We start from the raw sequence: 23,629 nt of genomic DNA, 5'->3' as shown, positions 1-23,629 counted from the left end.
AATTAACAATAGAAAGTAAAATTAATTTTTAAAATAAAAAATCCCATCACAACACTATTGTGGTAGGATTCATATTCACAATTTTTCCAAACTAATTTTCACCGTCGTTTTTATCTAGCACATGCCTTTAATATCATTACTTACTTTTGTTCACTAATGCTTCAAGCGATTTCAAAATCAGCAGTTTGTTACCAAACGTTACCTTATCTTTCTTCTAACCTGTCAATCGGTAAGGAAAAATGTCTCAATAATCATTGAACATCCTTGTCAAATTTAAATCTCATATGCCATATGATTTGCTCCTTTTTCGGAATACCCAATTGTACGCAAATAGTCGCGATAATTGGCTCTCCTCCATGGGTGGTTCATAGAAGCCTTGGGCTTCTTGTTCTTTGGGGCCATATTAGATGGTTTTTCAATAATAACCTCGAAAGCTGGCGAAACTAAGTCATGATCTGCAAGCGGATGTAAATCAAATATTTGATCTGCATCTGTAGTAGCGTAAAGCTTACCAGTTAAAGTTTTAACGATTAAGACCTTAGTTCGTGGTTTTAAACAAACTAGCTTATCTGATTCAAATAATTGATATTCCTGATTATTTAATTTGACAGTGTGACCAGATGAAATTGAGCGCTCTCGAGTTGTGATTAAAATCTGATCAATTTCTGAAGATGTAAGTTGTTTGTCAAAGCCACTCGTGTTAATTTTAATAGGTAAAGCAAACTTTTGATTGAATTCTTTTACAAATGGGTTGAGGAAGTCGTTAGCTTGCTCAATTGTCGTTGTATTTGCTAGTTTAAGTTCATTTAAAAGTCGGCTTTGTAGTGTTTCAAAAAGGCGTTCAATTCTGCCTTTGGTTTGCGGTATGCTAGTCACTGAGAGTTTGGTTCCCAGTGACTTACACGCATAACCGAATTGAGTGAGTGGGTTTTCCTTCGTTGGAGAATCTGCTTTTTTGTTTGAGTTAAAAACCGTTCTTCGGTCTGTTAAAATCTCATACGGGATTCCAAAAGAAGTCAATATTTGAGCCATAACTTGATAATAAGCGTTTAACGTTTCTTCGGTATCAAAGTAGGCGCCAACAATCGCACCACTATAATCATCAATCGCGCATGTAGATAAGTCTTTGTATTGCCGAACCAGAGCTCAACCGAGGCATCCATCTGAATAAGTTCACCGGCAAATTTTTTCCTAGCGCGTGACGGATGAGCCTTTATTGCTTCCACTGGTTCAACAACTTGTAAGGTCTTTTCGTCACGTTTAGACAAAGCCTGCCGTTGTTCCTTGAGCTTTAATTCTTTGCGTATTTGTCTTTTGGTATTGTGATGAGCTTTGGGTGACAGAACCCGATGGGTTCTAAGTATTCGTCGTAAAGTTGATTCAGAAACTTGAATACCTTCTCTACTTAATAAAAACTCATAGAAATGGGAAATATTGAAGCCTTGGTAATCAGTTTCATACAGCTTAATAATTCGATTGATTTGTTTGGTTGAGATCTTATTCTGTGGCTTTTTGCCAGTATTGCCATGCACAAAGCTAGATTTACCCTTAGTTCGATATTTGATTATTAATCGATCAATTTGTCGTAATGATAGATTTAATTCAATACTAGCTCGACAACGATTCTTTCGTTCATTAACTACTTGCTGAATTACTTGATATTTGTGGTCTTCTTTCACTGTTAAAACAACCTTTCTCATGTTGTCCACCTCCATTAACTATTTTGCCGGAGGTGAAACATATTTGCGAGACATTTTTGCTGACCAATTAGTTAAGACATTATCACTGGCGAACAACACAAACGTTACCTTATCTTTCTTCTAACCATTGACAAATTAACCCAACACCGTATACTCGACTTTGAGTGGTAACTTAAACACTCGCTTGCACGACATAAAATTTACGAACAATTCTAAAGGGGCCATACCGTGACTAATTCTGAACGAAAACTTTTTGAAGACGCTCATGCCTTTGACAACATGACAGATAAACAAATTAAAATCTTAGCTGCTGCCATCGACGTCTTTGCAGAGAAAGGCTATGCCAACACGAGTACCAAAGAGATTGCAGAAAAGGCTGGCGTCGCTGAAGGCAATATTTTCAATAAATTTGTGAACAAACGTGGCTTACTTCACGCCATTGTGACACCAGTGATGCAAAGCTTCTTTCCAGCCAGCATGGATACCTTTGTAAAAACCCAGCTGACAAAAGTTTATCCATCCTTGAATGCCTTCATTACCGCATTAGTTCAGGATCGCTTCGCTTTTTTAAAACAAAACTCAAAAGTTATTAAAATTCTCGTTTCCGAAATGCTATATGATCAAGAAGTTCGTACGCAACTTACTACCGAATTCACTGGTGCTTATTGGCATCGGATCAACCAACAACTTGATTCCTTAAAGGCTAGCCATTTGATCGTGGATTGGTCCAACATCGAGATTCTCAAAACCATGTGGTCAATCACCGGCGGCGCAATTCTTGGCTACTTATATTTTGATCAACAACTCTCCGAAACGAGTACTGATCATGCGATCACCGCTTTAGTCAAAGCCCTGAGCTATTAAGTGTAAAATTCAAAAAACGTCTCTGAATTAAATTCAGAGGCGTTTTTAATTTATTTATGTGGTATCCATCCCGCAATATCACTTGATTCAAACTCATAGGTTAGGGGTTTCCCGTAGGCCCTTTCATAGGCATTGCACTTTTGTTCATAGTCTAAATGCATCATCATCAAACTATTTTCACGCACACTTTTGCTGGGATCTGGATAAATCGGTTTTAGTATGTGACACACAAAAGAAACTTCTTTAAAAGAATCTGACTCCGTTTTATCTAAATCCTTAATCTCCACAAAACACGAAATAATTGGCACGTTAAACTGGGCCGCATAGTAATAAGCACCGCGCTTTGGTGGCCGTGGTTTTCGGTAATTAAACCACATTTCTTGCTCTGGATAAATTAAAATCAAGCGATTCTGAGCTAAAATTTCTCGTAATTGGTCTGGAAACTGGTGACCCATATAATCCGTACTATCATCGATTGGAATTGTATCAGAATACGTCATAATAAATCCAAGAATTCCCGGCATCTTTAGATTGGCCAATTGACTAACCATAAAAATCTGCCCTTTTCCAGCTTGGCGCATCGCTTTACGAACCGCTAAATTTTCCATCGGATTAAAATGATTACTCGTGACAACTCCACCACCTGAAATATTCTTCATATTTTCAAGCCCCACGACTTTAGTTTGTTTAGAAACCAGCGAAATGGCCATACTAGACAGTTCATTAGCAAAAATATGATTAAACTTGTATCCAAAATGATTATAGTGTTTCAAGTAGTTTGACAAGATTACTTGTTCTTGCCCACTTGATAATTTTGCGTCACTAACTTCGACTTTGGCATTAAACTGATTTTTAGCCACAGCCTTTTGAATATTCGCAATCACTGGTTCTCGTTTGCCAGGAACTAGATTAGTCGTTCGCATAATTCACTCCCCGATTTGGTTTGTGATCTTGCTTATAAAGCTCTTTGAAAGTTTTTCCTGACCTGATAATCTTTTGGGTATTTTCAACTAAGCCTTTATAGTTATCTTTATCAGCCTGAATTTGTTCTGGTGTATATGCTGCTTGCATTGCCTTGGCTGCATCATAACTGCCAGGAATTTGTTTCGCATATTTCCAGAAGTAGTCTCCATAGGCCACATTCGCATAACTCCATGGCTTATTAAATAAATTGTAGTGGACTAGTTTAGGATTCTCTACTACCCGTTCTGGATAACCTGCTTGTGCATTCCATTCATCACCTAAATGATAAATTCGTCCCTGGCCAATCGCATTTAAATAGTCCTGATCTGGGGCAATGGTTTCAAAATGGTATTTGTTATATAAGTACAAAAATTCATTAGAAAATTCTTGCGCCCGGAATTGTTTCAAATTCATAATCAAAACACCAGAATTAACATAGTCGGCAGCAGGAACGCCAACAGAATTTTTACTGTAGTCGGCTAAAAATGGATTGCCACCAATAAAGAAGTCTGAGGTTGCCGCAACCAAGTTATCCCCGATATCAGTTTGGTAAAGTTCACCAATATCCCCAGGGACAATGATATCAGCATCAAGATAAACGGCTTTATCATATTCGGCAAACATATCAGCAATAAAGAGGCGGAAGAAAATTGTAAACGTGAAATAGTCTCCACGTAATTTTGCTTCTTTACCTGTCATTACTCTTGCTAATTGACCCTTCATTGACACAAACTTAATATCAAATTGATCATTAGCTAAGTCTGAAATTTGGTTCTGATTTTCTTCTTTAATACCTTCGTGCAAAATAATAATTTCATATTTGTATGCTAACTTAGCGTTGGCAATCATAGATTTTAAGGCAACCAATAAAAATGGTACGTAATGGTCATCCACAGAGAAAAAGAGTGGAAGTCGTTCTTGAGTTGTTTTCATGATTTGAGTGCCTCCATTTGTGGTTTCAAGTCTTGGTACTCACTTAAAACATCATCGTATTCGTATAATTTTAGTTTGTCATGAACCGCCTCAACATCCCATGGTTTAACGGTCAAAGTATGGATCCAAGGAAATAACCGGAAACTCGTAGTGAAATGCTGGAAAACTGTATTTCTGTGGAGACGTCGTTGCTCATTGTAGCGGCGGGGCACAATTTTTTTAGTGACTGCTAATTTATTAATTGCCGTTTGATCAGGCATGAACATTTTCTTTGTTCGACACAAATCACGACATCTGCGTAATAACTGAGTTTGCTTGATTAACGCAAGGTTCATCAACAAAACTCCTGAATTCATATAACTAAAGTGGCCTTTTTTGTGTTTAAAAACCCACTTGCCATAATAATCTGCCACCCCAACAACTTCATGTTCAGTAAGATCCTGATCATAAAATGCTTTAAAATCTTTTCGACAAATCACGTCAGTATCTAAGTATAAAATCTTATCGGGTAAACTAGGACATAAATCGGCAAATAAGCGCAACATACAGTAAGGTGTAAAGACTGTTTCCATGTTGGCGGTTGGTGCTTGTTGTTCAAATAGTTCGGTAAGATCGAGTCTGGTGACTGAATTAGCTGGATTAGCTTGTTTGACTTCGCTATCTAAGAAATTTACCGTTGCTTCACTGAGTGGATAATAATTTTTTTCGTTTGTTTGAATAAATGCAGTCATAATATAAATATTCAGTGTTTGCTTGGTATTTCTTAGTAACGAAAGAATTGAGATCAACAAACCATCTGCCATCTTTTCATTGCCACAATACAAGATATTCATGCTTCCTCCCCCTTTTTTTGATACTTAATATATTCGTACGTACTGGATCTACTGCGTTTAACCATGCAGTTGTAAATTTCTTGGTGTAGTTGCTCCTGCTGCGCCTTTTTGTTCAAATCCGCCTTGGGTAGAAATGGGCCATCGATATAGACCGTCCGGCGTGGTTTTGAACCAAATTTTCGTTTTTGGTAAGTCGTCGTCACGCAAAATGACGGTGCCTGCTGCTGAACTGGATAATGAAAGGCACTATCTGGAAACGGGCGAATTTTTGTATAGTACGGCCACACATGCGCCTCCGGATAGATCATAATACCATGTTTTTGGTCAATGCGCTTCTTAACAATACGATCAAACTCACGTAATTTCCGCCAAGAGTCAGGCACAATGATTGCCCCACCCATTGTAAGCATGGGTCCCAGAATCGGCAGTCCTAAATTAGCCGGACTAGCTAAGGTATACATACTTTTAAACGGACTAATGTGTCTTGGGGTAAGTACATCTCCCACTGGCTGGGTATGATTTCCATACAGAAAATAACCCTGATTTTGATAAGCCTTCAACACCCGCCGATTTTTAAAAGTCACGTGACATAAGCGACAATAGCAAAAACTCACTACCCATACTATCATATAAAGCAATTTTGAGAGAAATCTGTAGCCTGGATTTGTATGCTCCCACACATAATCATCCGGTAATTTATACTCCTGATCCTGCGTAGTTACTAAATCATCTGTAAAAGATTTGTAGTACTGAACCGGTATTTTTTCTTTCTGAGATTTTCTCGTGATGACGTCCTCCTCCCTCAAATTAATTAAGTGTTCACTCAATTAACTTACCAATTAGATTATAAGCAAATGCATTATTTAGTCAACCCTAACTTTTATTTAGTCTTTCCTAACTTTGGCCTAAAGCGTTTATTAACAATAGAAAAGTGTACAAAAAAATACGTAGAATCTTTTCAGATTTCTACGCATCATTTGCTAATTATTTTAATTCAAACGTACTCCATGGCTTGATGTAATTCAAAAGGAATAAGTCATCATCCGTCAGATGTCCAACCACGTTCCGCCGGCCATCATTTGGAAATGCTTTTAACGCAATTTGAAGTTCACCTTTGTATCGGCTGTACACATCATTGACCACAATAATGTCACCACGTTTAAAGTCATCTTGTTCATGATGAGCTGGAATTTCTTTATCTTTATACCAAACACGTGGCATGGTGTCTCGCAGCAAATAGTCAGAAGCATCGCCACGATACAAATGGGGTTTGCCCAAAGCAACCAACTTTTCATTTTCCGTTAGGTCATCCACAAAATCCGCATGCAAGACTGGATACTGACCGAAGAAAGCAACCGAAGCAGCTTTTAATTCATCCTCTGAAGCATACGCATTCCCGATCAAGACATCGTCAATCAAGCCCGTCAACAATAAATGTTGAACTTGCGTATCAATTGGCAGGTGGCGGTCATCTTCAATCGTTGGCAAACCATCTTGTACAGGCCAAGGACCGAATTTAGCAGCGTTTGAGCTCACAAAAGCAGCTGTATTGATGTTGTTTTCTCGGAATAACTTCGAGCACTTCACAAAGAAGTCTTCCCCAAGTCCAGTGTATTCCTGTGGATAAAAGTTATGACAGCCCAATAGATTTTGTTTATCGGGCGCAAAACTGAGAATATTTTCCAAATAACGGGTTCCGTTACTCATATTCACTTCGATTTTAATTCCGTATGGATTTCGGGTCATCCGCGATTCTTCCATCCCAGTAAATCCTTCATCCAAACGTAATCCCCACGCACCAAGATCATCAAAGAAAGACAGATCATCATACGTGATTCCTAGTTGTTTAAATAAGGATGGATTCATATCCACCATAACTTTAAAATCTAGTGAATTCGCATACTGCACAATTTTCTTGAAGTTAGCTACAACGGCGTCTTGATCACCATTAATTTGTAATAGCGATGTAAATACCCGTGTATAACCATACTTATGTGCTAGATCTAAATAGGCTTTATCTTGTTCAAATGTTGAATGCTCTGGATATAAAGAAATTCCTAATCGTGCCAAAATAATACCCCCTATATATTAAGCTGTAAATGCTCTAAATAACTGATAAATAAGAACTGCTGAACAAACTACCACAACTAGGACATTGGCAAGAAACGCGAAAATTTCGTTCCATGCTAAATGTTCAATATCTGTAACTTGTTCCGCTTTCCGGCGGATTTTGATACTCACATAACTACCACCAGAAATTAATAAACTAACGAAAGGGATGATGAATAGGGCATTTTTGTTAACCACAAGTCCCCCACCCATGGGAACGCGATCGTTCAGCATAGGTGTTACCAAGACGGCAATGATCAAAGGGATAAAAGAAATCACTTCACTAAGTCCAAACCGCCGGTATGCCAAGTCCTGTGACCAACTAGGTAAATCTTTAATACTAGTTTTTTGAGTCTTAGTTTTTTCTTTAATTTTGTCCACATTAGCTTGTGCGTTACGTTCCACGGCGGAACTTGGTCGATCCTTTTTATGTTTACTCATGGTTCTCGCTCCTCTTTTTAAATAATCAATTTCTCATTCACTCTTAATTATACGCATTTCAATGAAACATTTACCTCTAAAACTAAATTGTTGAAAATTTTTAAGGTAGATCTACGATAGTTATTTGGCATTCTCCGTAAAATTAGTCTGGAACGCTGTGGGCACAAATTGAAGCCAACCAGTTGTCTTCAATATTGACCTTATTGTAAGCGCTAAAGCGCCAACAATAATTTCACAGCTGAGCCTATTTTTACTCCGAAAGCCAGATGTGTATCTTCATCTATGCCCGCTACCCATTTGTATAGTAGTCTTACCATGCGAATGCCTCAACCCTAGTCACAAAATTAAGGATACGTAACACTGACTGGTTTGGTACCTTTAGGAGTGCAGCAAGCCAAGTTGTGCCCACTACGTTCCGGCTCAGTTTCACGGAGAAAGTTATCAAAACATTCTGTTATTTAGATTGTCATAAGAACTTGTTGTTTTAGCAACTTTAGCTCTACGGACAACTACAGGATTCTCAGAAGTTAACCGTCTCATTAAAAATTCTGCTTTTTACTAAAAAATCTGCCGAATGATTTCGACAGATTTTATTAAAACTTACAAACGAATGTTTAGTTGTTTGCAGCTTCTGCAGCTTCTTTGTCAGCAATTTCTTTTTCTTGTTTCAATGCTTGACGATCAGCAACCTTGAAGAATGGATACCAGATTGCACCACCAATAACAAAGTTAACTAACTGAAGCACAGCACCGGAAAGATGACCAGTTGCCAACCAACCTGAAATAATTGGAGGCGTTGTCCAAGGAACAGCAACTCCCATCGTTCGTGCAACAATTCCTGTCTTCATTGATACATAAGTAATAATAACAGTTACTAATGGAACAACGATAAATGGAATTGCCATAACAGGGTTCAAAACAATTGGTAAACCAAACATAATAGGTTCGTTAATGTTGAAGATTGCAGGTGCAGCAGCCAACTTACCAATGGCCTTCAAGTTTGCTGATTTAGCAAAGAAGAACATCATTAAGGCAAGTGAAATTGTTTCACCAGAACCACCAGCATGGACGAAGTTATCAACGAATTGTTGACTAACAACGTTTGGAATTGGTTTGTTTGCTTTAACAGCAGCAGCGTTTTGTCCCATTTGACCTAACCAAATTGGTGCCATGATCCCACCAACAACGTTAGCACCATGAATACCGAATAACCAAAGGAATGAAACGAAGAATTCAGCTACTAGAGCTCCCCAGATCGTACCACCAACGGCTGTCAAAGGTTTAGCTAAGATAACTGTGATGATGTTTGGAATCGTCTTGAATGCTGTAAAGCTAACACCAATCCGGAATAACCAAACAACGGTGATAATCACGAAGCCAGGAATCAATGCAGAAAAGGCATTCCCAACTGCGGGTGGAACTGTGTCTGGCATATGGAACTGCCAGTTCTTATGAATCATCCATACATAGAAATCAGTAATGAATAATCCAATTAACAATGCTTCAAACAGGCCCATTGAACCTAACATTGTCAAAGGTACAAATGTGTTTCCTGCTTTATCAGTAGTCAATGGGATCGTTAGGATAAATGCTCCTAAAGAAATCATACTTGCTGACAATGCATCAACACCGTCATACGACTTAGCTAATTGATATGAAATACCAATTACAGCAACTAATCCAATAATATTGAATGTTGCGTTTGTCGCCCAACCAACAACTGTTGCCCAGTTAGGACCGAATACCGAACTCATCCAATTGATGTAGGCCGGAATTGGAAACTGACTGACGATCATGAAGACTGAACCAATAATGATTAGTGGCATTACCAGCGCAAATCCATCACGAAGTGCAACCAAATGACGAGAAGCAGCCATTTTCCCAGCTAAGGGAATAAGCTTATCCTGCACGAAGCTGGATTTTTTCTCACTCATGTAAAACCCTCCCAGATATCACTTGCAACGAAATATAAATAGCAAAAACTAAAATAATAGGTATAACTTCGCAAGTGATAAAGTTTATTCGAAAGAACACTGTGTGCGCTTTCATCTCCTTTAATATAGCACCTTTTTAGATTTGTGCCTACCTATTTTCGAAAGAAAGTTTAAATTTTCGTTAAAAAAAACATGTTTCTTAAAGAAACATGTTTCATATTATTGATTGGTTTGTTTTACAAAGTAAGCAGATAAAGTTAATAATAGCCTTGTTTTTAAACTGGTATGGGCCAATTTAAGCGTTTTCTATTTATTTTAAAAAATCGAATCTTTTTGACTGTTTGTCGATTTCAAAAGATCTTTATGGGCCTTAATACCGATTTGTTCTAAAAGAAAAACGACTGGAATTTGCGACGTGAGATTTAAATCGGCCATCCGTACTTCGGGGACATTATACGAAATGTTAAAATCGACAAGTTGTGCCAGAGTAGAATAACGATTGGCAGTAATCGACATCGTTTTTGCGCCATTTTCTTGATAAAACTTAGCTTGATTCAAAACTTGGGGTGTCTTACCGGATACGGATAACAAAATAAGTAACGTATCAGAAAAGTCTCGCCGCGCCAATGGCTTAGGCTGAAATGGATCTGTAAAATTTAGCGTATAAATCCCATAATTGGCTAACAAACGGGCGCCATATTGTGACAAACTACCGCTAGTTCCTAATCCAAAAAACAAACTGGTATCCGCATCGATAATGAATTGAGCCGCCTGGTTAATTTTATTAAGAAAATGGTCATCGTTGACCTGGTCAAAGAACTGATTCATCGGAACCAACTGTTGTTGTGATGGTTCTTCAACTTCAATTTTTTGTTGCCGTTTCAAAGCATATTTAAACTCGGAATAGCCATCAAAATTCATTTTTCGGAGAAACCGTAAAATTGTCGTTGGTGACACGTGACTTTTCTTTGCTAGTTGCCGGATAGTCATGTCGGCTACCTCAGCTGGATGGGCAATAATATATTTGTAGATACTTAGCTCCAATTGGTTTAACAATTTTACTCTTTCATATGGAAACATACGATTCACCTTCCCCTATATCCACCTATAACATAACACATTGGTCGTTTTTGTGGAACAAGTTTCAAAAGAAAAAAACAGCCAGCCAACTGAACAGCTAACTGCTTTTCAAATCAAATCTTACTTCTCAGAAATGTCTTCTCCGTTTGATGCAATAACCTTCTTAAACCAGTCAAACGAATCCTTCCTAGAACGTTTCAATGAGCCGTTTCCTTCATCATCTTGATCAACATAGATGAATCCGTAACGTTTCTTCATTTCACCTGTGCTGGCCGAGATAAGATCGATGCATCCCCATGGTGTGTAACCGATAAGATCCACGCCATCTTCAACCACCGCTTTTTCCATAGCTTCAACATGATCATGGAAGTAACTAATCCGGTAATCATCGTGGACACTACCATCGGCTCCTTTTTTATCATAGGCGCCAAAGCCATTTTCAACAATAAACATTGGTTTGTGCCAACGATCTTGCATCCAGTTCATGGCATAGCGTAAACCGATTGGATCAATTTGCCAACCCCAATCAGATTTCTCTGTATAAGGGTTGTCGACTTGATCTTTAGATTCGGTATAAACATACTCTGGATTATCCTTACTAAACTTCGTTACAAAGGACATATAGTAGCTAAAGCCAACGTAGTCTGCAGTTCCTTCACGTAAATCCTTGGCATCTTGTTCAGTACGGTCAATCTTAAATCCTTTGCGTGCCCAATATTTTGGCACCCAATTTGGATAGAAACCATTAGCCTGAACGTCTCCATAGTAATAACGAGTCTGCATGGAACGTTCTGCCATCATGATATCTTTAGGATCAGCAGTTAATGGATAAATTGGACACATAGCAATCATGTCACCAATTTGGAAATCTGGGTTGATTTCATGGCCAAGTTTAACGGCTTTAGCACTGGCAACCATTTCATAATGAGCTGCTTGGTACATCGCTTCTTCCCAGTTATCGTCGTCGCCTAATTGCAAACCAGAGTTCTGTAGCATTGGATGAGGATCATCCCAAGTCGTCTGGTTATTAATTTCGTTAAATGTCATCCAATACTTAACTTTATTTTTATAACGTTTGAAAACAGCTTCTGCATAGTTTAAGAAGAAACCGATTAACTTACGGTTTGACCAACCACCATATTCTTTTACCAAATGATAAGGCATCTCAAAATGAGATAACGTAATTACTGGCTGAATATTGTATTTTAAAAGCTCATCGAATAGGTCATCATAGAATTGAAGTCCTTCTTCATTAGGTTCTGTTTCATCGCCATTAGGAAAAATTCGAGTCCAAGCAATTGATGTTCGGAAACATTTAAAGCCCATTTCGGCGAATAACTTAATATCTTCTGGATAATGATGATAAAAATCAATTCCCCAATGGTTTGGATAAACTTCGCCATCTTTAACACCGTCAGTTACACGGCGAGGATGATCCTTGTCTCCAGCTGTCATGATATCAGCGATACTGACACCCTTACCGCCTTCTTGCCAGCCACCCTCTAGTTGATGGGCTGCTACAGCGCCACCCCAGAGAAATCCCTCTGGCATTCGCATTTTTTGTTCACTCATTTTATGCACCTCATTTTAATATTTGTACAAAAGAAAGGCACCCAAATGAAACATCATTGGCTGCCTCTTTTGTTTAACTAATCTTCAACTTTAGCGCCATCAAGACGTTTGTATAAATCAACAATTTCTCCAGCTAAATCACGGAATGTGATGGCATTCATAATGTGATCTTGTGAATGAACTGTTAACAACGTAACCTTGGCATGAATCCCATTAGCTTCATCAGTTAACATTCCCGTTTGAGAATTGTGGGCTTCTGTCAAGAAACCGTCAGCTTCTTTTAACTTAGCATCTGCTGTTTCAAAATCACCAGTTTTTGCGGCATGGATTGCTTCAAACGATGAGCTCTTTGCATTCCCACCATTCATAATCAAACCCATGATTGCTTCTAAGTTCTGTTCTTGTTCTTCTGTTGCTTTCTTTTCTTCAGCCATGATAGTTAATCCATCTCTTTCTTATGTTATGTAAAAACGGAAGCAATTTCTGTTTCCGCTTTCAAAAATATGTGGACGTTTGGGGTTTGAAGCGTGTTTACAGAGGCGGATTTCTCCACCTCTTCCAGCGCTCTTATTTTACGCCAATCGTCTTAAATGCTTCTGCCAAAACCTTTTCGCCATTCATCATGCCATAATCTTGCATGTTGATTACTTCAACCGGAATATCTAACTTGCTCTTGAAGTTGCTTTCCATATAACGAACCTGGGGTCCAAGCATTAAGATATCTGGATGTTTTTCTTCCAACTTGTTATTAGCATCTGAAGCTGCTGTTGCAAAAATTTCTGCATCAACGCCCTCTTTTTCTGCTGCCTTTTGCATTTTTGATACCAAAAGACTTGTTGACATACCTGCTGCACAAACTAACATAATCGTTTTTTCTGCCATAATAATCACTCCTAGAATTTTGTCTTATTTTTTATTTAAGCGGTTGCATGTAAAACCGCTTTCATTACAACTGAATTGTAACTCGTAGGTACAAATTTTACAAGCCTGATTATCACTTTTTTTTAAATAACCTTGCTATCCCCTTCTGTATCAAGGAAAAATAATTTTTATTTTTAAAAACTGAATATAATTTGTTCTCTATTCATTTAATTTAAATCCCCTTAAAATCAGCCTTTCAAAGGGAAAACATGTTCTTATTGTAAATAATATGTTCTTTTCTTATAAAAGAGGTTGACTATTAAACCGTTTTCATTACAATTAGTGATGGCATAGGTGGGTACAAATTGGCCTAGTTTAAACTTTAGCAAAACGACCAACAGCTTTTGCTCACGTTTTATTCAAATTATGTAGGATAGGAGGTAACCTTCAATGTATCATGATATTGCAGACGATTTGATCCACTCAATTGAAAATAAGCTCTTCAGTCAAGAGCTTCCTACTGAACATCAGTTAATGGAACGCTATAATGTGAGCCGGAACACCATCCGGAAGGCAATTGATATTGTCGCTCAAAAGGGATTGGTCCGCCGTGTTCAAGGAAGTGGCTACTTCGTAAATGATATTAGTCAAGCCAAACACACGGTTGTCAATTTGACTATGGGAACTAGCCGGACCCGCTATCATAAAGAAATGACTTCAAAAATCGTTACTTTTGATGAAATTCATGCGGACGAAGCTTTAGCCAAAGAGTTTGGGGTCCTAAATGGCGCAGCACTACATCGCATTATTCGTCTTCGTTATATCGACAAACAACTTTACAGTTTGGAATATGCATACTATGTAAAAAGTGAGGTGCCTACCCTAACCCTAGTAAGTATCAACCATTCAATCTTTGATTATATTGCAAAAAAGTATGACATTCGAATTAACAACAGCGATCAATATTTATCTCAAGATGCCCTAACCAGTGAACAGGCCAACCTACTTGGACTTAAACCAAAAACCGCTTGTATGGTATTACAGCAATCCAACTATTATAAAAATGATGTTCTTTTCAATTTTTCACAAACGATTTACGTTTATCCAAACCTTAGCTTTTATTTTCACGCAGCTAATCAATCGGGAAATTCATAATTATAAATAAAGCCTCCTCAAAATTTGAGGAAGCTTTATTTTTTGTCTTAAATTAATTATTCAAATCAATATCTGCCGTTACCTGGCTTGTTTGGTATGGAAACCGCGATTGAGAAAATTCAAAAGGTTCTCCGTCTTCAAGATAACTAACCTGCTCAATAACTAAGACTGGTTCATCTTTTTTCACTCCCAATGCTTCCACGTCTCTTTGCGTTGCCCGATCGGCTTTCACAATTCGATGAGAACCTGAGATTGTTAAATGACATTCGTTCGTTAAATAACCGTAAACCGAGCCTTCCAAGATTTCTTTAGTAATTTGCGCAATTGAGGTCGGCATGATCGTGTGCTCGTAACTATAAGCGGCATTATCAATATAGCGAACCCGCTCAATCACATACACCGGTTCCGTTGCCGTAATCATCAACTTAGCTTGTTCTTCTTTGTTTGGCAAACGGGCGTCCAAATCTAGCACCTTGCTTAGCACTTTTTTATTAGGATGCGTATGCGTTGTGCCAAGTGGTTTATCGATTGCGTTACCCATATCATCCAGATTTTGTAAATAATCCTTACGGACAAAGGTCCCCGCACCCCGCTTTGTATAAACAATCCCCTCAATAATTAAGGCTTGAATTGCTTTTCGAATCGTAATTCGAGTTGTATCAAAATCTTTGGCTAGCTGATTTTGATCTGGCAGTAAACCGCCCGCTTTAAAATTGCCATTTATAATTTTTTCGCGAATTTTTTCAGATATCTCTTGATATTTATACATTTTTATTTTTCCTCGCATCTCTTATTAGTTCTATTTTACCCTTTTAAGCCTTTGTTTCATACTGTTTACTTCAAGTCTTACAGGATCTGCAACTAATCAATCTAAACAAATGTATATACTTTTTAAATAAAAGACTTTACATAGTTATTAAGATGGTTATATAATGAAACCGGATTCAAGAAAGGTGGAGATAGGTATATGTCAAAAGAAATGCCCAAGGGTTTCCTTTGGGGAAACTCAGTCTCAAGTATGCAAACGGAAGGAGGTTATAACGAAGGCGGACGTGGAAAATCCGTTTATGATACATTCCCTGCTACCGAAAATTCTTCAGATTGGAAAGTCGCAGTCGATGACTACCATAACTATCCTGAAGATTTAGACCTCATGGCCAATCAAGGAATGAATTGCTACAGATTTCAAATTGGTTGGAGTCGGGTAAATCCCGATGGCGACGGTGAGTTTAACGAAGAGGGTATCAAATTTTATGACAATTTGATTAACGAATTGTTGGCACGCCATATTGAACCAATGATTTGTCTTTATCATTTTGATATGCCGCTTCATCTCGCTGAAAAATACAATGGCTTTTTAGACCGTCATGTCGTGGATGCATTCATCAGATTTGGTAAAAAGATGGTTGATTGTTTCGGCGACCGGGTTAAATATTGGATTACCTTCAATGAACAGAATTTATATTCAACTTCAGAAGCATTTCGGATTGCTGGTTACCTGAAAGGTGATCGAACGGATGATGAACTTTATCAAATTTCACATCACGTTATGTTGGCTCATGCAGGTGTTGCAAATTATCTACATAAACAAACAGATGACTTAATTGGTGGAATGCTTGCGTACAGCGAAGTTTATCCAGCCTCATCCCTACCCAAAGATGTGCAGTATGCTCGTCAGATTGATGAATTCTTGAATCGCAATTTGTTAGACGTTTTTGCAACTGGTCACTATTCAAATGAAGTCCTTACTTTCGTGAAAAATCATAATATCAATATGGACTTCACCAAAGAAGACCAAGCTGTTTTTGATCAATTATCGAGTGATTTTATCGCATTTAGCTATTATCAAAGTTCCACAATCAGCAGCACAATCGTCCCAGATAATACCCTCCCAAATTATTATCTCGACGCTGGTGGCAAAGAAAATCCATTCTTGAAAGTTTCAGAATGGGGTTGGTCAATTGATCCACTTGGTTTCCGTGATATTCTCACAAAAACGTATAACAGTTATGGAATTCCAATGTTTCCAATCGAAAATGGCATTGGTGTTCGGGAAACTTATGATGGTCATGAAATTCAGGATGATTATCGGATTGATTACCATCGTGCCCATATTCAGGCCATGAAAGATGCCATGTTTGAAGACGGCGTGCCTGTAATTGGTTATCTTGGTTGGGGATTGATTGACATTCCAAGCTCTTCTGGAAATATGGAAAAACGTTACGGCATGGTTTACGTCAATCGTGGCAATCATGATTTACGTGACATGAAACGAATTCCAAAGAAGAGTTACGGTTGGTTCAAAAAAGTTATTGCTTCAAATGGAAACGATCTTAATTAAATTGTTTAACAAAGGAGGAAAAATTTATGAGTGAAGATAACAACAAGAGTACAAGCGACAAACTTGAAAACTCTGGTTTCATTGCCAAATTTACCGAAATATATGTAAAAGTTGGTAATTGGGTTTATCTCCGTTCCTTGCGTGATGCGTTCGCAGTTATTTTGCCAGTGTTCATCATTGCCGGACTAGGAGTGTTGCTCAATAACACCGTGTTTACTTGGATATTCCATGGAGACACATTAGCAAAAGTACAGGTGTTTGGTAATGCGATTAATAATGGTACTTTAAACGTTGCCGGTTTGTTAGTAGCCCCCATGATTGGTTATGCCTTAGCTAAAAACAAAGGGTTTGATAATCCAATTGCTGCGTCTGCCATGTCATTAGCTTGTTTAATGATTATGATGCCAGGAAATATTGCTTTAGGCACTGTTGCTTCAGGTGGTGCCAAAATGGCTACGGTTACTGGCGGAATTAGTTACCTTAATGCTGGGACACAAGGAATGTTTGGTGGGATTATTGTTGGTCTTTTGGCCACAGGTCTTTTCATCAAATTATCTAGTTACAAGAGTTTACAGATTCATTTAGGGGAAAACGTACCACCTGCAGTTTCGTCATCATTCAGTGTGTTACTCCCTGCTTTAATTTTAATGTCAATCTTTGCTCTTATTGCCGCATTATTAGCAGGTCTCTTCAATGCCGATTTGATTAACTTAATCAAAACGTGGATTCAAGAGCCATTACGTAGATTTAATACTAATATCGTTGGATTCTGTGTCATTTACACAGTAGCTAACTTCCTGTTTACACTTGGTATCCATCAAACTGTTATTTCAGGAACTTTAATGGATCCACTAGTTTTAATCAACATGAATGCCAATATGACCGCATACGCTCATTCACATTCATTTGCACATATTCCAAATATCATCACCACATCATTTGTAAGTAGTTACACATTGATTGGTGGTTCAGGTAGTACAATTTCATTAATTATTGCTATTTTAATTTTCAGTAAAGTTAAATCGTCTCGACAAGTTGCTAACTTATCATTAGCTCCTGGATTATTTAACATTAACGAACCAATGATTTTTGGTTATCCAATTGTCTTTAACTTACCATTGATGATCCCATTCGTTTTATTCCCAACAATTGGTAGTATCATCGGATACGCGGCAACTGCAGCTGGTTGGGTACGAAGAACAGTCGTTTTGGTTCCTTGGACAACGCCACCACTAATTGGTCCTTATCTTTCAACGGCCGGTGATTGGCGAGCACCATTAGTACAACTCTTCATAATCATCCTTGGTGTTTTCCTTTACTTACCATTTATGAAGATTAGCGAACGAGTTGCACAAGTTCAAGCTGAACAACAAAATGCTTAGGTCGTGGTAATATGAACGGAAAATTAATTTTTAGTTTTATTGGTGCTTTACTTATGTTAGTTCTTTCCATTGTGGATCTCGTATCCTTTGGACTAACCATCACAACTATTAGTACCATTGCCATCTTTATTCTATTCAGTTACGATCTCTATAAGGTTTGGAAACTTAAAGATCAAAAATCAAAGTAAATTTAAAAGGTGTTTCGCAATTAAGCGAAACACCTTTTTGATTGAGCAAAAATTCTAATCTAAAACAAATTCATATTTTCGCTGCATTCCCATAAACAAAATCTCTTTGTTCACTTTTTTAATGATATATTTTCCCGCATTGGTAGCTTGAACCTGTTTTCCGACTTGATAGGCATCCCCATTTAAAACACTCAGTTTTCCTGTCTCGTAAAACCAGACATAGGTGTAAAAAATCTTAGAGTCATCATCTGTCGGTTCAACCTTCATTGAGATCGACTTGTTGGCTCTCATCAATAACCACAGGGGGATAAAAATACAAAGTAATCCAAAAACTGTTAACAAAACCGTATAAATTAAATGAGCCATATGCGAATCTCCTTTTTAACTAGTTGTCTATACTTTTTATTTTTAAGTATATCCGCATAAACTAATTTTAACATATTTTGTATCTGTTTTCGGCTTTTAATTCAACAAATTTACAAACTAATTTGACGTTTTCAATTCCACCACACCAGTCGTCACATGTTCAATAAACTCGCGGTCATGTTCGATAATTATCATCGAAGGTTTCACCGAGGTAATCAGCGTTTCTAACTGTTCTTGATTATAGATATCTAAATAATTTAACGGCTCATCCCACAAGTATAATTCTGCTGGGACCGACAACGATTTTGCTAGTTCCACCTTTTTCTGTTGGCCCATACTCATGTGCTCGATTTTGGTGGTAAACACATTGCGTTCCAATCCCAATTTATGCAAATTATTCAAGAATTCTTGATAATCCAAATGGTGCTGTTCAGCAAACTCCTGAAGGGTTCCTTGATTATCTTCATAGGATTGCCGCACATAACTTATCTGCAAATGCTTTGGTTGCTCAATTTCACCACTAATCTGACCCAAAAAATTACCTAATAGCGCGTGAATTAAAGTTGATTTGCCGGATCCATTTGGACCCACAATGCCGATTCGATTTCCTTTTTTTAGATCAAACGAAATCGGCTTAAATAACGGCTGTTTGGCGTCCTGATAACGAAGTGAAACCCCTTTTAAAGTTAGCAAACGTTCATGATAACTAGGCTGAAAGTTCATGGTTAATGGGTCAATGTATTCAATATTTTTCAACAACTTTTCTTTTGATTGAATATCATTTTCCATATGCTTTTTCAAGGTCAGCGATCGTTTCATAGTCCGTGCGGCCCGTGCGCCAATCGCACCCGTATCATACACTGCTCCGCTCCCCTTCTTATGGGGATTGCCGAGTTTTTCCCCTTCTTTAGATCGTGACCATTCGGCTTTTTCGGCCGCGGTTTGTTTGAGCCGACTGATACTTTTTTTAAGTTTTGTATTTTCCATTTCTTCATGGAGATCTGATAACTTTTTCTGTTCTTCGTAGACAGCAAAGTTTCCTTGATACATTAAAATATTGGACTTCTCAATCGATAGGGTGTGATCAACCACCTGATTTACAAAATGGCGATCGTGACTAATCACAATGAATCCTTGCTTCTTTTGCTGCAAATAAGCTGCCACTTGATCACGGGCTTTGATATCCAAATGATTCGTCGGCTCATCAATCAGTGGAAAATTAACTCCCTGCGTAAACAAGCTGGCTAAAAGCACTTTAGTTTGTTCACCACCAGATAAACCGGTAAATTCACGCCACAAAATATCTGGGTCGGTTCCCAACAAACTCAACTCGCGTTCCACTTGCCACTGCTCGTCCACACCCAAATCATTTAGCACATAAAACGTCAGCTGCTTAGGATTAGCGATGGGTTGCGGAAAATAATCAAACGCTAAATTAGAACTTATTTTTCCTTGATAGCCTAACTGATTTTGCAACAACTTCAAAAAAGTCGTTTTACCGCGCCCATTGCGCCCAATTAGCCCTAATTTCCAGTTGCTATCCAGATTCAAGTTAACGTGATCGAACAACAGGTTTCCTTGGCTTTCATAGCCAAACGTTAGATTTTTAATTTCAATTTTAGACATACAGGTACCTCATATTTCTAGCTTTTTTCAAGACTAGCTAAAATGAGCATACAAAAAGACCTGCTCATCAAGAAAAAATAGCTGATCCTGAAAAACTGCAGAGCACCCCCTATGACAGGTTTACTCACAGATTCAACAGAATTGGCTTAATTTCTCAACGGCAGATCCCTCACTTTAAAATTTTTCTAAAGTATAGCATGATTCGCAAATATGGTCCATAGTTTCAATTTATCTAATCCGCATTTAATAAAGAAAGTTCAAAAACTAGCTTGACACCCGCTAAAAAGATATCTATACTCATAATTAATTAATAAAGAAAGTTGGCTAGACACATGACAAAGACATACACACAACTTAATAATCGTTGGCAAAGCCGGTAATTAGGTTGTAGTTTGTCTTTTGGCAAGATACGACCTGGATGCATACAGATCGTATCTGTGCCGGCTAATTTTGACGTAGAAAAAAGCCCGCATGGATTATAATATTCATGTGGGTTTTGTTTCGATTTATTAAGAACAATCCTGCAATGGGATTGTTCTTTTTTTCTTTCTCAAAAATTTCAATCCCATGTGCAAAATATAAAGGAGTCGAGGATATGAAACGTTTAATTACATTTATTGCAGCAATATTTATTTTTCTTGGTTTCGCATTTTTTCAAGGAAACGCTAAACAAACCGCTAAGCCTAAAATTCCAACCGTTGGGATTCTGCAACTGATGAATCAACCAGCTTTAACCCAGATTCAAAAAGGAACCATTGCCGGTTTGAAATCTGAAGGATTCGTCAAAGGCAAAACGGTCAAAATTGATTATCAATATGCGCAGGGTAACCAGAGCAACTTGAAATCAATGAGTGAGAAGTTTGAAAACGAAAATGCCGACCTGATGATCGGGATTACAACTCCCTCTTCACAATCCTTAGCTGATGTTACAACCAAAACACCAATCGTTTTAGGTGCGGTAACTGATCCTAAAGGCGCCGGATTAGTGAAGAACGAATCACATCCCGGTGGCAATATCACCGGTGTTTCTGATCAAGCCCCTTTAAAAGAACAACTGGACTTGATTCGAAAGTTAATGCCAAATATGAAGACATTAGGAATCATCTACACCTCTAGTGATAATTCGGCCGTGACACAATACAAACTTTTCAAAAAGCTCTGTGCCGAAGAAAACTTAACCTTAAAAGCTTACTCAATTTCCAATTCAAATGATTTAAATCAGGTTTCTCAAACAATGTTGCAAAATGTGGACGCAGTTTACGTGCCAACCGACAACACGATTGCCGGTGCGATGCAGACACTTGTTAAAAATGCGAACAACGCCAAGATCCCTGTCTTCCCAGCTGTTGACTCCATGGTTAAACAAGGCGGTGTCGCAACCTACAGTGTGAACCAATACAAGCTTGGTGTGATGACCGGGCAAATGGCTGGCAAGATCTTAAAGGGCCAGAAACCCGCTTCGACACCCATTCAGTTTGTCAAACATGGGGAACTGACCATCAATCTTAAGCAAGCCAAAAAACTCGGCATTCACATTCCCGATTCTCTAATTAAAACCGCCGAAACGAAGGGAGAGGTATTCAAATGAGCTTAATAACATCAGCAATTGGACAAGGATTTCTCTGGGGTATCTTAGGAATCGGATTGTTTCTAACTTTTCGGATTCTTGACTTCCCTGATATGACCGTTGAAGGCACTTTTCCAATGGGCGCTGCGGTCTGTGTTGCCGCGATTAGTCACGGTATGTCTCCCATTTTAGCGACATTGTTAGCCATTATCGTGGGTATGATCGCCGGCTTAGTAACTGGTTTACTTTATACCAAAGGTCGCATCCCCATCTTACTAGCTGGTATTTTGGTCATGACCGCATGTTATTCAATTAACTTACGAATCATGGGGACTTCTAATATTTCACTACTCGGCAAACAAAGTTTATTTACGAATCATTTTCTAGAATCACTACCAAAGTACTTCGACAGTGTCACGCTTGGTCTAATCATTGTGATCATCGTCACCGTTATTCTTGGTATGTTTCTCCAAACTGATTTAGGCCAATCATTCATCGCAACTGGCGATAATGAAACTATGGCAAAGTCGCTTGGAATTCACATTGACAGCATGAAGATCATGGGTTTAATGGTATCCAATGGACTCATTGCCTTATCTGGTGCCCTCGTAGCTCAGAGTGATGGTTATGCAGATGTGAACATGGGAATTGGGATCATCGTCATCGGCCTAGCTTCCATTATTATTGGCGAAGTTGTGTTTGGTAATTTATCGATGAATCAACGTTTGATCGCCGTGATTTGTGGCAGTATTTTATACCGCTTCGTTTTATTGATCGTCTTACAGCTCGGCTTCAGTACAAACGATTTGAACCTAATTTCTTCAATCGTATTGGCCATCTGCCTGATGTTGCCAATGCTGCGTAAGGCGCTCCATTTAGACAATTTAATCAAAAACAGCGTAAAGACGCCACTCCCAGATAAGAAGGTGCGTAATCATGACTAATCCAATTTTAGAACTTCAAAATGTCACCACCTATGTCAATCGGCATACTCCTGATGAACAAAAGATTCTGCGGGGAATTAATTTAAAAGTGTACCCTGGCGATTTCATCACGATTCTGGGTTCCAACGGGGCCGGAAAATCCACCCTTTTTAATACCATTGGTGGGAACTTAGCAGTCGATGACGGTCACATTCTGGTCAACGAGAAAGATATCACGCGTCTGTCTGAAGAAAAACGGACCCGCTTCTTAAGTCGGGTTTTCCAAGATCCAAAACTAGGGACTGCCCCCCGGATGACAGTTTCTGAAAACTTGCTGCTTGCTGAAAAACGCGGTGCGCGACGTGGACTGGTGTTCCGCGGATTAAAACGACAAATGCCCCATTTTCGAGAAATCACCGGAACGATGGAAAATGATTTAAGCAATCGTTTAAACACCCCCGCTGGTGAACTGTCTGGCGGGCAACGACAGGCTTTGAGCTTCTTAATGGCTACTATTAAACGGCCAGATATCCTACTATTGGACGAACACACAGCCGCATTGGATCCCAAAACTAGTCAGGAATTATTACAGGCCACTGACGATCGGATTCGTGAAGATAAGCTGACCTGTTTGATGATCACTCATCACTTAGAAGACGCCTTGAAATATGGCAATCGTTTAATCGTGTTAGATAAAGGTCAAATTAAAATCGATGTGTCTGGTGACGAAAAACAAAAACTGACGATCGATGATTTATACAAATATTTTGAAATTTAAAAATGTTTCTAAT

At 38.4% G+C, this 23,629-nt stretch carries 22 protein-coding genes and 1 pseudogene; 8 read left to right on the top strand and 15 right to left on the bottom strand.

All coding sequences use genetic code 11. From position 1 onward, the window contains the following. Window positions 1-273 precede the first annotated feature (273 nt). A pseudogene (locus PI20285_RS12065) lies at window positions 274-1,700 on the bottom strand (ISNCY family transposase). A 228-nt stretch (window positions 1,701-1,928) separates the two neighbouring features. Here PI20285_RS12065 and PI20285_RS00520 point away from each other — a divergent pair. Next, window positions 1,929-2,564 carry a TetR/AcrR family transcriptional regulator gene (locus PI20285_RS00520; RefSeq protein ID WP_420892111.1) on the top strand — a complete coding sequence of 212 codons (636 nt, stop codon included), beginning with the start codon at window positions 1,929-1,931 and terminating at the stop codon, window positions 2,562-2,564. A gap of 50 nt (window positions 2,565-2,614) precedes the next feature. On the opposite strand, the gene PI20285_RS00515 is transcribed toward PI20285_RS00520, so the two are convergent. From PI20285_RS00515 to PI20285_RS00465, 11 genes are all read right to left on the bottom strand, one after another. Beyond that, complete coding sequence (locus PI20285_RS00515; protein WP_057774969.1) at window positions 2,615-3,487, bottom strand: lysophospholipid acyltransferase family protein; 873 nt, start codon at window positions 3,485-3,487, stop codon at window positions 2,615-2,617. Further along, on the bottom strand, window positions 3,474-4,460 hold the full coding sequence (locus tag PI20285_RS00510) for a glycosyltransferase family 8 protein (RefSeq protein ID WP_057774971.1): 987 nt from the start codon (window positions 4,458-4,460) through the stop codon (window positions 3,474-3,476). Before PI20285_RS00510 ends, PI20285_RS00515 begins: the two co-directional genes overlap by 14 nt. Beyond that, on the bottom strand, window positions 4,457-5,293 hold the full coding sequence (locus tag PI20285_RS00505; RefSeq protein ID WP_057774974.1) for a glycosyltransferase: 837 nt from the start codon (window positions 5,291-5,293) through the stop codon (window positions 4,457-4,459). The genes PI20285_RS00510 and PI20285_RS00505 overlap by 4 nt, the downstream gene beginning before the upstream one ends. Further along, complete coding sequence (locus PI20285_RS00500; protein ID WP_057774977.1) at window positions 5,290-5,877, bottom strand: lysophospholipid acyltransferase family protein; 588 nt, start codon at window positions 5,875-5,877, stop codon at window positions 5,290-5,292. The genes PI20285_RS00505 and PI20285_RS00500 overlap by 4 nt, the downstream gene beginning before the upstream one ends. A 400-nt stretch (window positions 5,878-6,277) precedes the next feature. After that, window positions 6,278-7,363 (bottom strand): DUF871 domain-containing protein, encoded by a 1,086-nt coding sequence (locus PI20285_RS00495; RefSeq protein ID WP_057774980.1) that lies wholly within the window; start codon window positions 7,361-7,363, stop codon window positions 6,278-6,280. 18 nt (window positions 7,364-7,381) lie between these two features. Continuing rightward, on the bottom strand, window positions 7,382-7,843 hold the full coding sequence (locus PI20285_RS00490; protein ID WP_057774982.1) for a hypothetical protein: 462 nt from the start codon (window positions 7,841-7,843) through the stop codon (window positions 7,382-7,384). A gap of 614 nt (window positions 7,844-8,457) precedes the next feature. Continuing rightward, entirely contained in the window at window positions 8,458-9,777 is a 1,320-nt protein-coding gene (gene celB, locus PI20285_RS00485; protein ID WP_057774987.1) for a PTS cellobiose transporter subunit IIC, read from the bottom strand. A gap of 315 nt (window positions 9,778-10,092) precedes the next feature. Next, entirely contained in the window at window positions 10,093-10,833 is a 741-nt protein-coding gene (locus PI20285_RS00480; protein WP_236698840.1) for a MurR/RpiR family transcriptional regulator, read from the bottom strand. A gap of 144 nt (window positions 10,834-10,977) precedes the next feature. Further along, the gene (locus PI20285_RS00475) at window positions 10,978-12,429 is read right to left on the bottom strand and encodes a 6-phospho-beta-glucosidase (RefSeq protein ID WP_057774995.1); all 1,452 of its coding nucleotides are present in this window, start codon (window positions 12,427-12,429) and stop codon (window positions 10,978-10,980) included. Between the two features lie 77 nt (window positions 12,430-12,506). Beyond that, a complete protein-coding gene (locus tag PI20285_RS00470; protein WP_057774997.1) occupies window positions 12,507-12,863 on the bottom strand; it encodes a PTS lactose/cellobiose transporter subunit IIA in 357 nt (118 codons plus the stop codon). A gap of 133 nt (window positions 12,864-12,996) precedes the next feature. Beyond that, window positions 12,997-13,311, bottom strand: coding sequence for a PTS sugar transporter subunit IIB (locus PI20285_RS00465; RefSeq protein WP_057775000.1), 315 nt, complete (start codon window positions 13,309-13,311; stop codon window positions 12,997-12,999). 429 nt (window positions 13,312-13,740) lie between these two features. On the opposite strand from PI20285_RS00465, the gene PI20285_RS00460 reads away from it, so the two are divergent. Continuing rightward, window positions 13,741-14,445, top strand: coding sequence for a GntR family transcriptional regulator (locus PI20285_RS00460; RefSeq protein WP_057775003.1), 705 nt, complete (start codon window positions 13,741-13,743; stop codon window positions 14,443-14,445). Window positions 14,446-14,497: 52 nt separating this feature from the next. Here PI20285_RS00460 and PI20285_RS00455 read toward each other — a convergent pair whose 3' ends face one another. Further along, window positions 14,498-15,214, bottom strand: coding sequence for a GntR family transcriptional regulator (locus PI20285_RS00455; protein ID WP_057775005.1), 717 nt, complete (start codon window positions 15,212-15,214; stop codon window positions 14,498-14,500). Between the two features lie 198 nt (window positions 15,215-15,412). On the opposite strand from PI20285_RS00455, the gene PI20285_RS00450 reads away from it, so the two are divergent. From PI20285_RS00450 to PI20285_RS11565, 3 genes are read left to right on the top strand one after another with little or no spacing between them, the layout of a single operon-like run. Then, entirely contained in the window at window positions 15,413-16,786 is a 1,374-nt protein-coding gene (locus PI20285_RS00450; RefSeq protein WP_063696593.1) for a glycoside hydrolase family 1 protein, read from the top strand. Window positions 16,787-16,812: 26 nt separating this feature from the next. Continuing rightward, on the top strand, window positions 16,813-18,168 hold the full coding sequence (locus PI20285_RS00445) for a PTS sugar transporter subunit IIC (protein WP_057774195.1): 1,356 nt from the start codon (window positions 16,813-16,815) through the stop codon (window positions 18,166-18,168). Between the two features lie 11 nt (window positions 18,169-18,179). Continuing rightward, a complete protein-coding gene (locus tag PI20285_RS11565) occupies window positions 18,180-18,356 on the top strand; it encodes a hypothetical protein (protein ID WP_156406527.1) in 177 nt (58 codons plus the stop codon). Between the two features lie 54 nt (window positions 18,357-18,410). Here the strand turns inward: PI20285_RS11565 and PI20285_RS00440 are convergent, their stop codons facing one another. Next, a complete protein-coding gene (locus PI20285_RS00440) occupies window positions 18,411-18,722 on the bottom strand; it encodes a hypothetical protein (RefSeq protein ID WP_057774197.1) in 312 nt (103 codons plus the stop codon). 117 nt (window positions 18,723-18,839) lie between these two features. Further along, entirely contained in the window at window positions 18,840-20,348 is a 1,509-nt protein-coding gene (gene abc-f / locus PI20285_RS00435; RefSeq protein ID WP_057774199.1) for a ribosomal protection-like ABC-F family protein, read from the bottom strand. 595 nt (window positions 20,349-20,943) lie between these two features. On the opposite strand from abc-f, the gene trpX reads away from it, so the two are divergent. The 3 genes from trpX to PI20285_RS00420 are packed head-to-tail and all read left to right on the top strand — an operon-like array spanning window position 20,944 to window position 23,616. Next, window positions 20,944-21,936, top strand: coding sequence for a tryptophan ABC transporter substrate-binding protein (gene trpX, locus PI20285_RS00430; protein WP_057774201.1), 993 nt, complete (start codon window positions 20,944-20,946; stop codon window positions 21,934-21,936). Continuing rightward, window positions 21,933-22,859: an ABC transporter permease gene (locus PI20285_RS00425; RefSeq protein ID WP_057774203.1), complete on the top strand. Its 927-nt coding sequence runs from the start codon at window positions 21,933-21,935 to the stop codon at window positions 22,857-22,859. The genes trpX and PI20285_RS00425 overlap by 4 nt, the downstream gene beginning before the upstream one ends. Further along, a complete protein-coding gene (locus PI20285_RS00420; RefSeq protein ID WP_057774206.1) occupies window positions 22,852-23,616 on the top strand; it encodes an ABC transporter ATP-binding protein in 765 nt (254 codons plus the stop codon). Before PI20285_RS00425 ends, PI20285_RS00420 begins: the two co-directional genes overlap by 8 nt. The last annotated feature ends 13 nt before the right edge of the window (window positions 23,617-23,629 follow it).

The sequence above is a fragment of the Pediococcus inopinatus genome (assembly GCF_002982135.1).
Lineage (GTDB): Bacteria > Bacillota > Bacilli > Lactobacillales > Lactobacillaceae > Pediococcus > Pediococcus inopinatus.
Note: the sequence above shows the minus strand (reverse complement) of the source record. Positions and strands in the feature narration are given on the sequence as shown.

What these genes read in the sequence shown, in the direction of transcription:
- PI20285_RS00515 (WP_057774969.1), bottom strand. Translation starts at nt 3,487, where the DNA reads ATGCGAACGACTAATCTAGTTCCTGGCAAACGAGAACCAGTGATTGCG.
- PI20285_RS00510 (WP_057774971.1), bottom strand. Translation starts at nt 4,460, where the DNA reads ATGAAAACAACTCAAGAACGACTTCCACTCTTTTTCTCTGTGGATGAC.
- PI20285_RS00505 (WP_057774974.1), bottom strand. Translation starts at nt 5,293, where the DNA reads ATGAATATCTTGTATTGTGGCAATGAAAAGATGGCAGATGGTTTGTTG.
- PI20285_RS00490 (WP_057774982.1), bottom strand. Translation starts at nt 7,843, where the DNA reads ATGAGTAAACATAAAAAGGATCGACCAAGTTCCGCCGTGGAACGTAAC.
- celB (WP_057774987.1), bottom strand. Translation starts at nt 9,777, where the DNA reads ATGAGTGAGAAAAAATCCAGCTTCGTGCAGGATAAGCTTATTCCCTTA.
- PI20285_RS00475 (WP_057774995.1), bottom strand. Translation starts at nt 12,429, where the DNA reads ATGAGTGAACAAAAAATGCGAATGCCAGAGGGATTTCTCTGGGGTGGC.
- PI20285_RS00470 (WP_057774997.1), bottom strand. Translation starts at nt 12,863, where the DNA reads ATGGCTGAAGAAAAGAAAGCAACAGAAGAACAAGAACAGAACTTAGAA.
- PI20285_RS00465 (WP_057775000.1), bottom strand. Translation starts at nt 13,311, where the DNA reads ATGGCAGAAAAAACGATTATGTTAGTTTGTGCAGCAGGTATGTCAACA.
- PI20285_RS00460 (WP_057775003.1), top strand. Translation starts at nt 13,741, where the DNA reads ATGTATCATGATATTGCAGACGATTTGATCCACTCAATTGAAAATAAG.
- PI20285_RS00455 (WP_057775005.1), bottom strand. Translation starts at nt 15,214, where the DNA reads ATGTATAAATATCAAGAGATATCTGAAAAAATTCGCGAAAAAATTATA.
- PI20285_RS00450 (WP_063696593.1), top strand. Translation starts at nt 15,413, where the DNA reads ATGTCAAAAGAAATGCCCAAGGGTTTCCTTTGGGGAAACTCAGTCTCA.
- PI20285_RS00445 (WP_057774195.1), top strand. Translation starts at nt 16,813, where the DNA reads ATGAGTGAAGATAACAACAAGAGTACAAGCGACAAACTTGAAAACTCT.
- PI20285_RS11565 (WP_156406527.1), top strand. Translation starts at nt 18,180, where the DNA reads ATGAACGGAAAATTAATTTTTAGTTTTATTGGTGCTTTACTTATGTTA.
- PI20285_RS00440 (WP_057774197.1), bottom strand. Translation starts at nt 18,722, where the DNA reads ATGGCTCATTTAATTTATACGGTTTTGTTAACAGTTTTTGGATTACTT.
- abc-f (WP_057774199.1), bottom strand. Translation starts at nt 20,348, where the DNA reads ATGTCTAAAATTGAAATTAAAAATCTAACGTTTGGCTATGAAAGCCAA.
- trpX (WP_057774201.1), top strand. Translation starts at nt 20,944, where the DNA reads ATGAAACGTTTAATTACATTTATTGCAGCAATATTTATTTTTCTTGGT.
- PI20285_RS00425 (WP_057774203.1), top strand. Translation starts at nt 21,933, where the DNA reads ATGAGCTTAATAACATCAGCAATTGGACAAGGATTTCTCTGGGGTATC.
- PI20285_RS00420 (WP_057774206.1), top strand. Translation starts at nt 22,852, where the DNA reads ATGACTAATCCAATTTTAGAACTTCAAAATGTCACCACCTATGTCAAT.